General features: G+C 39.9%; 13 protein-coding genes. 6 read left to right on the forward strand and 7 right to left on the reverse strand.

The genetic code is table 11. The annotated features are described in order from the left end of the window. Positions 1–10: 10 nt before the first annotated feature. Genes LV85_RS07030 through LV85_RS07040 form a run of 3 tightly spaced genes read right to left on the reverse strand, consistent with a single transcriptional unit; the run spans position 11 to position 3,112 of the window. Positions 11–976 (reverse strand): L-histidine N(alpha)-methyltransferase, encoded by a 966-nt coding sequence (locus LV85_RS07030; RefSeq protein WP_111317574.1) that lies wholly within the window; start codon positions 974–976, stop codon positions 11–13. Between the two features lie 3 nt (positions 977–979). After that, positions 980–2,125: an ergothioneine biosynthesis protein EgtB gene (gene egtB / locus LV85_RS07035; protein WP_111317576.1), complete on the reverse strand. Its 1,146-nt coding sequence runs from the start codon at positions 2,123–2,125 to the stop codon at positions 980–982. Positions 2,126–2,167: 42 nt separating this feature from the next. Continuing rightward, positions 2,168–3,112 carry a succinylglutamate desuccinylase/aspartoacylase family protein gene (locus LV85_RS07040; protein WP_111317578.1) on the reverse strand — a complete coding sequence of 315 codons (945 nt, stop codon included), beginning with the start codon at positions 3,110–3,112 and terminating at the stop codon, positions 2,168–2,170. Between the two features lie 75 nt (positions 3,113–3,187). Here LV85_RS07040 and murB point away from each other — a divergent pair, with 75 nt between their 5' ends. Then, the gene (gene murB / locus LV85_RS07045; protein WP_111317580.1) at positions 3,188–4,201 is read left to right on the forward strand and encodes a UDP-N-acetylmuramate dehydrogenase; all 1,014 of its coding nucleotides are present in this window, start codon (positions 3,188–3,190) and stop codon (positions 4,199–4,201) included. On the opposite strand, the gene LV85_RS07050 is transcribed toward murB, so the two are convergent. Further along, entirely contained in the window at positions 4,198–4,680 is a 483-nt protein-coding gene (locus LV85_RS07050; protein ID WP_111317582.1) for a deoxycytidylate deaminase, read from the reverse strand. The two genes, murB and LV85_RS07050, sit on opposite strands and share 4 nt — an antisense overlap. Positions 4,681–4,818: 138 nt before the next feature. Here LV85_RS07050 and LV85_RS07055 point away from each other — a divergent pair, with 138 nt between their 5' ends. From LV85_RS07055 to LV85_RS07065, 4 genes are all read left to right on the forward strand, one after another. Then, on the forward strand, positions 4,819–5,397 hold the full coding sequence (locus LV85_RS07055; RefSeq protein ID WP_170125605.1) for a DUF4136 domain-containing protein: 579 nt from the start codon (positions 4,819–4,821) through the stop codon (positions 5,395–5,397). A 211-nt stretch (positions 5,398–5,608) separates the two neighbouring features. Further along, the gene (locus LV85_RS07060; RefSeq protein ID WP_111317584.1) at positions 5,609–5,965 is read left to right on the forward strand and encodes a response regulator; all 357 of its coding nucleotides are present in this window, start codon (positions 5,609–5,611) and stop codon (positions 5,963–5,965) included. A 263-nt stretch (positions 5,966–6,228) separates the two neighbouring features. Next, positions 6,229–6,405, forward strand: a complete 177-nt coding sequence (locus LV85_RS22155) for a hypothetical protein (RefSeq protein ID WP_170125606.1) — start codon at positions 6,229–6,231, stop codon at positions 6,403–6,405. A gap of 277 nt (positions 6,406–6,682) precedes the next feature. Beyond that, a complete protein-coding gene (locus LV85_RS07065; RefSeq protein ID WP_111317888.1) occupies positions 6,683–7,123 on the forward strand; it encodes a DUF6526 family protein in 441 nt (146 codons plus the stop codon). A gap of 11 nt (positions 7,124–7,134) precedes the next feature. On the opposite strand, the gene LV85_RS07070 is transcribed toward LV85_RS07065, so the two are convergent. The 3 genes from LV85_RS07070 to LV85_RS07080 all read right to left on the reverse strand — a co-directional run bounded on the left by LV85_RS07070 (position 7,135) and on the right by LV85_RS07080 (position 11,341). Continuing rightward, a complete protein-coding gene (locus LV85_RS07070; protein WP_111317586.1) occupies positions 7,135–8,238 on the reverse strand; it encodes a glycerate kinase family protein in 1,104 nt (367 codons plus the stop codon). 1 nt (position 8,239) lies between these two features. Then, on the reverse strand, positions 8,240–9,589 hold the full coding sequence (locus tag LV85_RS07075) for an alanine/glycine:cation symporter family protein (RefSeq protein ID WP_111317588.1): 1,350 nt from the start codon (positions 9,587–9,589) through the stop codon (positions 8,240–8,242). A gap of 153 nt (positions 9,590–9,742) precedes the next feature. Beyond that, the gene (locus tag LV85_RS07080; RefSeq protein WP_111317590.1) at positions 9,743–11,341 is read right to left on the reverse strand and encodes a family 20 glycosylhydrolase; all 1,599 of its coding nucleotides are present in this window, start codon (positions 11,339–11,341) and stop codon (positions 9,743–9,745) included. 246 nt (positions 11,342–11,587) lie between these two features. Between LV85_RS07080 and LV85_RS07085 the strand changes: the two genes are divergently transcribed. Continuing rightward, a complete protein-coding gene (locus tag LV85_RS07085; RefSeq protein ID WP_111317592.1) occupies positions 11,588–13,045 on the forward strand; it encodes a Gfo/Idh/MocA family protein in 1,458 nt (485 codons plus the stop codon). The last annotated feature ends 152 nt before the right edge of the window (positions 13,046–13,197 follow it).

The following is a 13,197-nucleotide window of genomic DNA, read 5'->3' on the forward strand; positions in this document are numbered from 1 at the left end:
AGTGCTTTTTTTATTTCTTTTCCCACAACACATCTGCAAAATAACCTTCGGAATCAATAAAATTTTCCTTCACTTCAAAACCGCCCAAAGAGGCTAAGTGGCTAATCTCTGATAAGCTATACTTTTTAGAAATTTCAGTGAAAATCGACTCGAAGGCTTCAAACTGAAATGTTTGGTTTAATGCTCCAATAGTCACCTCCTGAGATTTTTGAGAAACTAGATAGCTTCTGCATTCCCCACTCACAGGATTATAGGTAGGCCAATGAACAAATGACTCCCGGTCAAAATCAGCGTCTAGTTCATTATTTATTCTATCTAGCAAATTCATATTAAACTCACGCGTTACACCTTGCTCATCATGATAGGCATCCAAGATAGTCTGAGGGTTCTTTTTTAAGTCAAACCCCAACAAAACCAAATCTCCTTTCTTAGTCCCTACACGCAAATGATCAATGATATTCTTGGCTTCGTCCACTCCGAAATTCCCCAGGTTAGCACCCATAAATAAAATCAGATTTGGTCTGCCATCTTCCCAGACCTGCTTCTTCAGCGAATCTCTATAGGTATCCTGAAGAGGTTTGACTACTAATTCTGGAAGCTCCTTCGCTAGACTTTCCTCCAATTCTTCCAGCACAGAACCTGAGAAATCCACTGGATAATAGGTGAACTCCACTTTCAATTGGGTCAGATATCTCAACAGAATTTTAGTTTTCAAGCCATCTCCTGCACCAAGCTCTACCAAATTAAATGGCTTCCCTTGCGCAAGGATTTCTGCTAAAATTTGTTTGTGTTGACCTTCTAATATTTCATATTCCTTTCGCGTAAGGTAATACTCCGGCAAGGCCATAATCTGCTGAAACAGCTTATCGCCTTTGGCGTCATAGAAATACTTGGATGGTAAAGTTTTCGGGCTTGAATTAAGACCAAGCATAACATCTTGGGTAAAGGTTCCGAAATCCGTATTTTTTGCGTTCATAAATTAAAGGGATTTGGCTAAGCGAATGCCCATAAATTGCCATCTGTATTTTGGATGAAAAAAGTTTCTATAAGTTGGTCTGGAATGTCCTTCAGAAGTTGCTACTGAAGCGCCACGTAACACCATTTGGTTTATCATAAATTTCCCATTGTACTCTCCTATTGCTCCTGGAGCCACCTTAAAGCCCGGATAAGGCAAATAAGCAGAATTTGTCCATTCCCATCGTTTCCCCCATTCAACTTGATTTTGGGCTACTTCCCACTCAAATTCCGTGGGCAGTCTCATGCCTCTCCAAGATGCATAAGCTGAGGCTTCATAGAAATTCACATGAGCGACAGGTGCGTCAAGATCAATTGGTTTTAATCCATTCAATGTGTAATAATACCAAGCTCCATCTTGAAACTCCCAATACAAAGGCGCTTTTACTTGGAGTTCCTTACTCCATCCCCAGCCCTCGTCATGCCAATAAGTGGGATTTTCATATCCACCAGCATTCATAAATTCCAAGTACTCCTGATTTGTAAGCAGCGCTGTAGAAATCGCAAAGTCATTGATGTAAACTTTATGCGGATTCAATTCATTATCGTAGCAAAAACCATTGTCTGTATAGCCAATTTCATAAACTCCAGCATCTACAGACACCCAAGTTGACTTAGGTTCAGGTGAATACTCATTGATATCCATTACACTCGGATTCAAAGGGTTAAACCAAAGACTGTATTTCAAATCCGTTACCAATAATTCCTGATGTTGCTGCTCATGATTCATTCCTAGGATTACCAACTCGTTAATCGCAGGAATGTTTTTTCGAATCAAATTTTGCATCGCCTCATCCACATACGCGCGATAAATCCTCACCTCATCCACAGATGGGCGCGACATGAGACCCCGCTGATTTCTAGCTGTTCTCGCTCCTAGCCTATTATAATAGGAGTTGAAAAGGAAGTTAAATTGGGGATGTTTGACCACATAACTGGGTTCATTTGGTACTAAAATAAATTGCTCAAAGAACCAAGTTGTATGCGCTAAATGCCATTTTGGAGGACTTACTTCTTCTGAAGCCTGTAGGCTAAAATCCTCCGTGATTAGATGGCTACACAGTTTCAAGGAGTGATTTCTTACGCTTAAAAAATCTTCTAATAAATTCATATATCTCTGATAAATAGCATTTAAGATAATTTTCTTGGCCTTTTATTCTTTACCAATATGAATCAAAGCGTCACCAGCATTAATCACCGGATTATTGTTCATTCCGATAATATGGCCATTTGTTGGAGACTTCACAGGGATTTTAATCTGCCCATATGGATCCGAAATTCGTGCCAAGATCTGCCCCTTCCTAACCGATTCTCCTACTTTCACACTGGAATTGAAAATCCCTGAGGCCTTGGCGCGCACCCAATTGCTTTCTTTGAGAAAAATACAATCTTGTGCTGCAGGAGCATCTGCCAACATGCCAAGACTAGCCAACATACGCTTGGTGCCATTGACTCCTTCTTCGATACCATATTCATCGAGACGCATGGATTCGCCTCCCTCAAAGACCATGATATGCTTTCCAGCCTTGAAGGCCTCTTTTCTAAAGGATTTCTCAATGTACTTTGAGTTGACCACATAGTGTGTCCCAAAGGCCCGTGCCAGCTCTACAGCTATCTTATCTTTGTAATCTACCCGTACCTGAGGGAAATTGCCAAGCATGCGACCACCCGTATGGAAATCGATCCCATAATCTATTTGAGGGATAATCTCATTGCTTAGAATATAAGCAATGCTTGCTGCCAAGGATCCTTTTTTACTTCCTGGAAAACTCCGGTTAAGGTCTCTCCCATCTGGAAAAGTTCTGCTATTGGAGAGAAAGCCATAGATATTCACCAATGGGATAAATATCAAAGTGCCTTTGAGCAACTCTAGCCCTTCATCAACCTCCTCCAATAGTCTTTTCGCAGTCACAACTCCATTGATCTCATCTCCATGGACTCCACCAGAAATCAGGACTACTGGACCAGGTTCCTTGGAGGAGCGGATGAAAATAGGAAGGTCAATTAATGTGTGGGTAGGGAGTTTGGCGATGGCAATTTCTATATTCATCGATTGGCCGGGTCTGATCCGTACGCCATTTATGACCAATTCTTTCATGTAATAGGTTCAATTGAAATATTTCATTTTCTATTAGAGCAAAATCTTGCTTATTTCGCAAGGCAGACTTCATATATGAATATACTAGAAAACATCTCCCTCAAGACATACAACACCTTTGGAATTGCTAAAAATGCAAGATTTTTTGTGTCAGTAAATTCTTCCGAGGAACTCAAAGAAGCCTTGTCCTGGGCTAAATCTCAGAATATCAACCCCTTAATATTGGGTGGTGGAAGTAACATCCTTTTGACCCAAGATCAAGAAGCTTTAGTGATCAAAATTGAGATTGAGGGAATTGAAGTTGTGAATGAGGATGAAGATTTCTATTGGATAGAGGTTGGTGCTGGAGTCAATTGGCATAGGTTTGTGCTAAAATCCATCGAAAATAATTGGGCAGGAATTGAAAACCTTTCCCTAATCCCAGGAACGGTGGGTGCCTCTCCAATGCAGAATATTGGTGCTTATGGGGTGGAAATCAAGGACGTATTTTCCAGTCTAAAAGCACTGAACAGAGATACCCTGGAGCTTGAAGAGTTCAATGCTGAACAATGTAATTTTGGCTACAGAGAAAGTGTCTTCAAACATGAATTGAAAGGAAAGTATGTGATTTGTTCTGTGGTTTTTCGACTGAGAAAAGAACCGGAATTTCACACAGAATATGGTGCAATAAAAGAAACGCTGGAAGCTTCTGGAATAAGCAAATTAAGTTTAAAGGCGATTTCTGACGCGGTAATTCAAATCCGTCAATCTAAACTTCCAGATCCTAAGGAAATCGGAAATTCGGGTTCATTTTTCAAAAACCCGACGATACCAACAGAGAAATTTGAGGAATTGAAAAATCAACACCCGACAATCCCAGGCTATCCAAACGAAGAAGGAGTAAAAGTACCTGCGGCTTGGTTGATAGAGCAATGCGGCTGGAAAGGAAAGCGATTCGGGGAAATCGGTGTTCACGCCAAGCAACCACTTGTTCTCGTAAACTATGGTGACGGAGATGGTAATGAGATCAAAAACTTAGCTACCAAAATACAGCAATCCGTACTAGAGAAGTTCGGTATTAGCATTCATCCTGAAGTCAATTTCCTTTAGACCAACTGATCGTTTACTTCTAAGGTTTTTTCGTATTTATCTACCTGCACGCCAAATTTCCTTAAGAACTCCACTCCTTCGTCAGATCCTATCCCCTTGTATTCTGCATAGGAGAATAAGAAAATCACTCTTGAAATACCCATAGAGAAAATTATTCTAGCACAGGCCAAACAGGGAGATAGAGTCACAAAGAGTGTGGAGCCTTCCACTGCTGTATTGTTTTTCACAGCATAAAGAATGGCATTTTGCTCCGCATGAAGCGCAAGCGAACAACTACCCTTGCTATCACGAGCACAACCATTCACTGGAAATTCTACGTCACAATTGTGGGTGCCGGCCGGAGGGCCATTATATCCTATGGAAATAATTCGAGTGTCTTTGGTGAGAACAGCTCCCACATGCTTCTTGATACAATGCGATCGCTTGGCTAAATTAACAGCCAACTCCATGAAAATATCATCAAAATCAGGTCTATTCATAGTTTATACTTTGGGCAAAAGTAGCATTTGATAAGGAAGACAAACAAAATTTCTCGAATAATAGCGGGAAGTTTTTCGTTAAATAGTAAATTCTAACCTTCAAGTACATGCCACGTTTAGGATTGAAAAGCTAAAATAATGAATCGTATACAGCCAAGTCAACTCATCACTACCCTTGTGATTTTGATCACAATGAGCTCATGCAGTGCCATTGAGATTTTTGAGGAGAATAATGAAATGCCCCTTAAAAAACCTTACAAATCATTTGTGATTATTAATCAGGAAGTTGGTATGAGGGGTTTTTCTTCTCAATTCATAGATACCCAAGTGCAAATTCATTTGAAGGAAGCCCTAGAATCTCAAGGATTGATTTATGATAAAACTACGCCTGAGCTTGTCATTCGATATACATCAAACGAAGATCCTAGAAAAAGAGATAGTTACCAAAACAATAATCCATACCCATACTGGGGATATAGAGTTTGGGATCCCTGGATGTACAATCCTTACTTTAACAACCAAAGTAATGTCAAGACAAGTACCTACGAATTGGTACAAGTAATTGTAGATTTCATAGACCAAAAAGAAGATAAGTTATTAATGACCTTAACAGGAGTCACTGAAGTCAGCAATCAAAAAACTAAGAGTAAGAAAGTTTTGAAAACCACCGACAAAATCATAGAATACTTCCTCTATAAAGTCAAGGACAGCCAATAATCCTATACAGCATTTTTTCAGTTGTGCACTGCACATTCCCGGCAGAAATACAAAACTTAGAAATATGAAGTAATTCCGGAGGATTCTACCGATTCCAATATGATTTTATAATAGTTTGTTGTCTTATTTGGCAAAATATTTGTAAAATATTAATTACCTAGTACTTTTGTATTAGTAATACTGCATTTCAACCACTTATTTTTGCATTTCGATGTTAACCATTGTCTTAATTGATGACGACCCTATCAGTACTTTTGTTACTGAAAAACTCATTTCTAGAAATGTGAAAGAACCGTGTCAATTTTATAAGTACCAGAGCGCCAAGGTCGCCTTACAGGAAATAAAGGCTATTAGGCCTAATTACTTGTTTTTAGATCTCAATATGCCGGGAATGACAGGTTGGGATTTTCTTGACAGCCTGAGCTCAGATCAAAACGAAGCGAAAATCTACATTTTGAGTAGTTCTGTGGATGAAAGAGACATCGTCAAAGCAAGTAGATACAGCATGGTAAAGGACTACCTTTCGAAACCCCTGATAAAAAAATACATTCAATCTATTTTTAATTGACCCATTTCAGGGTCTTTTTTTGCCTGAAAAAGCTAATTGAACTTAATAGGATTGTTATCAATCAATCCTCATTAGGATCCATAATTCTTCTTCAAACCAATTTCTCCTTAGTATCGAAATCACAGTTTACTCCCCTGGTAAACAGAGAAATTAACTAGGGACTAATCCCTTTGAAAAAAATAAATCTACAGTATTGTAGGAATTACTTTTTTTACTTTAATTCGTATCGTTCAACAATTAAAAACACCCCTATCTAAACTACTATGGAGGATTTTGACGACGATTATGAAAATGACGATGATTTAAATGATGATGATTTCGATAATGATTTTGAAGACGAGTATGATCTCGACGAAGAAAATGAATTTATCGATGACAACATCGTAGATTTCGATGATGATGACGAAGAAGAGGAATTTGATGACGATATGTTTGATTAACTAGAATCCTTTGGTTAATTGACATTAAGAAATTATCTTCGAGCTATATTTAGAAAATCAACAAACTGATGATGACACTACTTAATGTTTTCACTTCGCCAATTGCTGGAGGAGCCCAAACTTTTCTTGTAATTGTATGTATATTAATCGGTCTTGGAGCCGGTATTACTGCAATAGACACCCGAAGCACTTTCTCAAAAAAGAAAAAAGCTGATCATTAATATCTTATATTTTACAAAGAAGGAGGTTAACGCCTCCTTTTTTTATGCCCAATAAAATGACAAAACCACAGAATTTCGAAAACCACGCTAAGCTATATCCGCTTCATCATTTTGTCATAATGCCTATGACCCTGATATTCTTAGGATGGACAGTCGCAAGAATGGATTTCAGCACCTCAGACACAGTATCAGATAGCTTTTACTTCCTGTTACTAGCATTGATCGTCCTATTGGTTTCTTATCTTCCTAGGATCTATGCGCTCAAAAACCAGAACAGAATCATACGCCTAGAGATGAGACAACGCTATTTCTATCTCACCGGAACGCCTTTTTTCGAAAAAGAAAGTCTTCTGACTTCACCTCAAATCATTGCTTTAAGATTTGCTGGGGATGAGGAATTTTTGGCCTTAATGGATAAGTCCATCAAAGAAACTACCGCTCCAAAAGAAATCAAAAAAAGCATAAAAAACTGGAAGGCGGATCATCACAGAGTATAATTAGCAGCACTTCAAAAGTCCAGAGAAAATTCACTTGCCAGTAAAGCTTGGAGATTTTGTCTGGACTTATTTTTATAATCTTGTGCTGAAAAATCTAAATCGGGCAAGGTCAAAACTTGATCAAACAAGTCTTTTCCAGACTCAGACCCTGAGCTGATTAATGCTATTTTTTTTGATTGATTATGAGCTAATTGCATTAGTTCATAGCAAGCTTTACCTTCAGTGGATTGGTTATCATACTTTCCTTCTCCAGTGATAATGTATTCTGCCCAATTCACCGCAGACTCTAGCTTTACTTTCTCGAAAAAATATGCTGAACCAAATTTGATTTCAGTATCAAAAAATGCCGATAAACCCAAGGCAATTCCTCCCGCTGCCCCAAACCCAGGCTGATCTATAAAAACTTTATTTTGCTTTTCGAAAAGCCTATTGATTACTGATCCACAAAGTGACTCGAATTCTTCAATTTCATTTGGCAAGACACCTTTTTGAGGACCAAAAACAGGAATTGCTCCTTTAGCTCCAAAAAAAGTATTCTTGACATCACAAAGGCAGGAGAATTTAACTTTCGGAATCCTAGGAGATTTCTGTATATGCCGAATCTTAGCAAGATATTTAGGAGCAAACAGTGTTAACTCTCTACCATTTTCATCCAAGAAACTAATCCCTAGCGCAGCCAATATCCCAATCCCCAAATCTACGGTGGCAGTTCCACCAAGTCCGAGTACTATTTCCTCTGCACCATGATCGATTGCCTCCCTCAATAGCAAGCCTGTTCCATAGCTAGAAGCGACATCAGGATTCAATGCTTCATTTCCTAACGAAGCAATTCCTGAAGCTGTAGAGACGTCAATATAGGCTTTACGGGAATACGGGTCCCAGCCAAAGTAACTTGGAACTGGTCTTCCAAAGGGATCAAGTGACCACACTAGCTTTTTCTCTAAGCCCAATATCTCAGTCAAAAGCTCGCAGGTCCCATCTCCTCCATCTGCAATGGGAAGTAGCTTCGTAGTGAATTTTGGAAACTTCTCTTTGACAAAGCCTTGAATGATTTCTCCTGCTTCACGAGCAGTCATAGTGCCTTTGAATGCATTAGGAGAAACCAGGATATTCATGTTATGCTTTTTTCATTCTCTGGAAATAATCTTTCATCGCTACCTTTACCTTCGGCGCTAAGTAGAAAGTCGAAATCATCGTTGGCACAGCCATAATCGCATACATGCCATCTACCAGACTTATCACCACATCAAGAGATGCTACAGCCCCTGCTACAATCGTGATCAAATAGAAATAATTGTAGTAATCTGCTCTTTTGGCACCAAAGAGATAACCAAAACACTTATGACCATAATAGGAGTAGGTAAACATCGTGGACAGTGCAAAAACCAGCACGGCCAACATCAATAGGTATCTCCCAACGTATGGAAGTGCCATATCGAAGGCAGCTAGCGTCAATCGAACACCATCTTTCTCGGTGGATTCCCAAACGCCAGTTAGCATGATTACAAGGGCAGTAAGCGTACAAACTACTACCGTATCAATAAATGGCCCTAGCATCGCAATCAAACCTTCACGAATAGGCTCATTATTTTTGGAAGCACCATGAACCATAGGAGCTGTTCCGATACCTGCTTCATTGGAAAATGCCGCTCTTCTCGCTCCTACTATTATCACCGCTCCTACTGCTCCACCAGCCATGGCTTCACCTGTAAATGCATCAGTAACAATTTTCAAAAGCATATCAGGTACATCTCCTAAATATTTGAATACAATAATCAGTACCGTGACAAAATAAAGGCCTACCATGAAAGGGACCATTTTTGCAGCTACGGCCGCTATTCTTTTGATTCCTCCGAGAATAACGATAGCAACAAGTACCATCATCGTAATCCCTATTATCCATCTTGTTTTATCTCCTTCATCCAAACCAGCTGGTTCGAGGATAACGGTTCTGAGTACAGCAGTCAATTGATTGGCTTGGAAAATTGCCAGCAATCCTAAAATACCTGCTCCACAAAAAATCACTGATAGAAATTTCCATTTTTTGCCCATGCCTTCCTCGATGACATACATGGGACCTCCTTGAACATGACCTTCTGAATCTTTCCCACGATACATAATGGCAAGGCTACAGGTATAAAACTTGGTAGCCATCCCGACAAAAGCCGAAACCCACATCCAGAAAATCGCTCCTGGACCTCCCATATTGATTGCTATGGCGACTCCACTAATATTCCCAAGACCAACTGTCGCTGCTATAGCCGCAGACAAAGCTTGAAATGAAGTGATATCTCCGGGTGCCAAACCAGTATCATATTTGCCTCTTAGGAGCCCTATTGCATGGCCTATTTTGCGAAAGGGAACAAAGCCTGAGTGTACCAACAACAGCAATCCACCTCCCATTAAGATGATAAGCATAGGAGTTCCCCAAATCCAGTTAGCAAAGGATATAATGTATTCGCCCATTAAAGTTTTCTAGTTATAGCAATCAAGTCACTTGATCAGATGTTTCTAAATTAATATCCATATTAGGTTCATTTTAATGAAATTCAAAGAATATGAATTTCTAAACAGCAAAAAACCCGATCGTAACCGGGCTTTTCATTTGTTTGTATAGGATTACCAATTGACTTTTGGAGATCTATAAAAACCTATTCCATTGATATCCCAGCGTTTACCCTGCTGAGCAATTCTCTTTTGGAAATCTTCCCAATTTCTACGCTCACTGGATGACCAAGCGACTTCAGCAAGTGCTGCCAATCTAGGAAAAGCCATGTATTCTATATCTGCACGGTTGGTTATGGTTTCAGTCCAAAGCGGTGCCTCAACGCCCAAAATATCAGATTTATTAATGCCATCTGCATAGGTAGCTGGATCCCAGTTGTACGAATCATCAAGCTCAATATAGGCTGCCCAATGAAGACCAAGCCTCGAGGTAGAGTCATATTGCATATCTAAGTACGCACGTTTAGCAGGCGACATTAGAATTTGATTCCCCTGCTCTTTAGCCATTATTGCATTTTCTTCCTTTGCCCAAAATTGAGCAACAGATCCAGGAGCTAGTTTAGCCGTTGCGATCTCATCCCAGCCCATGCTCTTTTTACCATGCTTAGTTACAATTCCCTGTACTCTTTCCACAAAATAGATGTAATCATCCTTTTCCGTCACATGTGATTCATCTCCGCCGATATGGATATATGGGCCAGGAGTAAGCGCAACCAACTCTTTGATCACATCTTCTACAAAGGTATAGGTGATCTCCTTGTTGGTAGCAAATGTACTAAAGCCAACTTCTATCCCTGTGTATAGCTCAGCAGGCTCTGGGCTCTTGTCTAGGATATCAAAATCAATTTTACCCTCGGTCATAGTAGCAAAATCTCCATCTGGCAAATTCACCCCAGGATTCAATTCTGCATAGGATGCCAAAGCAGCATTGGTATGGCCTGGCATATCGATTTCTGGGACTACAGTGATAAATCTATCAGCCGCATAATTTACGATTTCAGTATAATCTGCTTGTGTGAAAAATCCTCCTTCACCACCTCCTACTTCTGTTTTTCCACCAATCTCAGTCAGTTTTGGCCATGATTTGATTTCTATTCTCCAGCCTTGATCATCTGACAAGTGCAGGTGCAGGTAGTTGAATTTCAATGTCCCCATCTGATCTATAAAGTGCTTCACATCTACAACACTTATAAAATGTCTAGCTACATCCAGCATCGCTCCTCTGTAGCCAAATTCAGGCTCATCTACAATTTTACCATTCCCAATGGTCCATTCTCCTGCTACTTTAGAAGTATTTTCAATCTCAACTGGCAATGCCTTGATCAAGGTCTGCATCCCATAATAAAGCCCTGCTGCGGATGTAGAGGAGATTTTCACAGCATCTGCATTAACTTCAATAGTATATTTTTCTGAGGGATCTCCACTTGTTAATTCCAGCTTCATATCTCCATCTTCAGAAGATACTGGGATAGCATAGCCCGTTGCTGGGCGTAGTTTTTCAGCTAAATAATTCCCAACTCTCGTCAAATCATCGCCAGTTCCAATCAACTGAACAGATGATCCTGAGCTTAATTCAAAGGCACCAGACTGAGAAGAAATTGAACTTGGAATTGGAATGATGCCAGTCTCGTCGAGCTTAATTGCATTTGGGGCTTGGCAGGAACTAATAGATATAGCTGCGAGGGCAGCTAAGGTCCAAAGGGTACGTTTCATAAAATAAAGATTTGAGTAAACTTAATTTATTTTTTTAACAATCTTTCCCTGACTAAGTCATTTTATAATAAAACCAATACAGTTGCAAACGACTAATCCAACTAGGAATTCTAGTAGTATTTTACAAAAGGACAGTAGATTGTAACATGTTTTTGATAATTTCAAATTTCAGAAAGTCAGACCTACGTCTGATTCCAAAAACATATCAAAAAATCAATATCCCTCTTTAACATAACTATTAATCTAATGAAAAGTGATGGTTCAAATTCTGGGAATTCCCGGAGAAAATTTCTTAAAGGTTCGGCATTAGCAGCTGCTGGATTTTACATTGTTCCAAGAAATGTACTAGGAGGCCCAGGTTTCATCGCTCCAAGTGATAAACTTCGCGTAGCAAGTATTGGTGTTGGTGGAATGGGTGGAGGCGATGTCCGCGGAATTACAAACACTCAGAAAGCGGATTTTATAGCACTATGTGATGTGGATGGCACTAGAGCCAAAGGAAGTAGAGAATTACATCCTAAAGCAAAATATTACAAGGACTTCCGCGAAATGCTGGAAAAGGAGGAAAATAATATTGATGCAGTCACTGTATCTACTCCCGATCACATGCATGCTGTAGCAGCAATGGCAGCCATGAAAATGGGCAAACATGTCTATGTTCAAAAACCACTTGCTCACGACATCTATGAGGCAAGAATGGTGACAGAGGCTGCAAAAAAATATAAAGTAGTAACCCAAATGGGTAATCAAGGTTCCTCAGGAGATGGCGTTCGCCAAATGGTGGAATGGTACGACGCAGGATTGATAGGTGATGCTACCAAAGTTTATTCTTGGACAGATAGACCAGTGTGGCCTCAAGGTATACAATGGCCAACAGATCCGGTGAGCCCACCTGCTGATTTGGATTGGGACCTATGGTTAGGAACTGCACCTTATAAAGATTATGTAGGAAACCTTGTACCATTCAACTGGAGAGGTTGGTGGGATTATGGAACAGGTGCACTTGGCGATATGGCTTGTCATATTATGGAGCCTCCATTCCGAGTATTAGGATTGGGTTATCCAAAATCTGCAGAATGTTCCGTAGGATCAGTTTATGTTGGTGAGTTCCAGAGAGGTTATTTCCCTGAGAGCTGTCCTCCTTCTTCGCATATCACTTTGCGATTTGATAGACCAGGCAAGGAGGATCTTGAATTCCACTGGATGGATGGCGGTATTCAGCCAAATAGACCAGAGGAATTGGCTCCAAATGAGCAAATGGGAGATGGTGGAAATGGAGTAATCATCGAAGGTACCAAAGGTAAAATGATGTGCTCTACCTATGGTAAGAATCCTCAACTCCTTCCTACTTCGAAAACAAAAGATGCTAATGTTCCTCAAACATTACATAGAGTTCCTGGAGGTGACGGAGGCCACTACAATAACTGGGTAGAAGCAGCTATAGCAGGACATGGTTCTGAGGAATACAAGAACTTGAGTTCTCCATTCTCCATCGCTGGTCCTCTTACTGAATCTGTTTTGATGGGAAATCTTGCGATCAGAAGTTATGATTACAGAACTCCAAAAGCTGACAATCCAAATCAGTTCGATTATCCTGGAAGAGGAATTAAGTTATTATGGAATGGTAAGAAAATGAAGATTACTAATTTCGAACCTGCTAATCAATTTGTACAGCGGGACTACAGAGGAGATTATTCTCTATAATCGAAAAACGGCTTTGAAAGATGATTTCAAAGCCGTTTTTTTTTCGAATTAGTATGTTTCTCAATTGAAAGAACCTTCGACTCAATCGGCATACTGAGACTGATTCCTGAACTGAAAACTTGTTTTTTCAGTAACTGTAAGTCACCAATGGT

This window comes from Algoriphagus chordae, assembly GCF_003254055.1.
Classification (GTDB): Bacteria; Bacteroidota; Bacteroidia; order Cytophagales; family Cyclobacteriaceae; genus Algoriphagus; species Algoriphagus chordae.

Excerpts from the sequence above, each read along its gene's own strand:
- LV85_RS07030 (WP_111317574.1), bottom strand. The coding sequence starts at position 976 with ATGAACGCAAAAAATACGGATTTCGGAACCTTTACCCAAGATGTTATG.
- egtB (WP_111317576.1), bottom strand. The coding sequence starts at position 2,125 with ATGAATTTATTAGAAGATTTTTTAAGCGTAAGAAATCACTCCTTGAAA.
- LV85_RS07040 (WP_111317578.1), bottom strand. The coding sequence starts at position 3,112 with ATGAAAGAATTGGTCATAAATGGCGTACGGATCAGACCCGGCCAATCG.
- murB (WP_111317580.1), top strand. The coding sequence starts at position 3,188 with ATGAATATACTAGAAAACATCTCCCTCAAGACATACAACACCTTTGGA.
- LV85_RS07050 (WP_111317582.1), bottom strand. The coding sequence starts at position 4,680 with ATGAATAGACCTGATTTTGATGATATTTTCATGGAGTTGGCTGTTAAT.
- LV85_RS07055 (WP_170125605.1), top strand. The coding sequence starts at position 4,819 with ATGAATCGTATACAGCCAAGTCAACTCATCACTACCCTTGTGATTTTG.
- LV85_RS07060 (WP_111317584.1), top strand. The coding sequence starts at position 5,609 with ATGTTAACCATTGTCTTAATTGATGACGACCCTATCAGTACTTTTGTT.
- LV85_RS22155 (WP_170125606.1), top strand. The coding sequence starts at position 6,229 with ATGGAGGATTTTGACGACGATTATGAAAATGACGATGATTTAAATGAT.
- LV85_RS07065 (WP_111317888.1), top strand. The coding sequence starts at position 6,683 with ATGACAAAACCACAGAATTTCGAAAACCACGCTAAGCTATATCCGCTT.
- LV85_RS07070 (WP_111317586.1), bottom strand. The coding sequence starts at position 8,238 with ATGAATATCCTGGTTTCTCCTAATGCATTCAAAGGCACTATGACTGCT.
- LV85_RS07075 (WP_111317588.1), bottom strand. The coding sequence starts at position 9,589 with ATGGGCGAATACATTATATCCTTTGCTAACTGGATTTGGGGAACTCCT.
- LV85_RS07080 (WP_111317590.1), bottom strand. The coding sequence starts at position 11,341 with ATGAAACGTACCCTTTGGACCTTAGCTGCCCTCGCAGCTATATCTATT.
- LV85_RS07085 (WP_111317592.1), top strand. The coding sequence starts at position 11,588 with ATGAAAAGTGATGGTTCAAATTCTGGGAATTCCCGGAGAAAATTTCTT.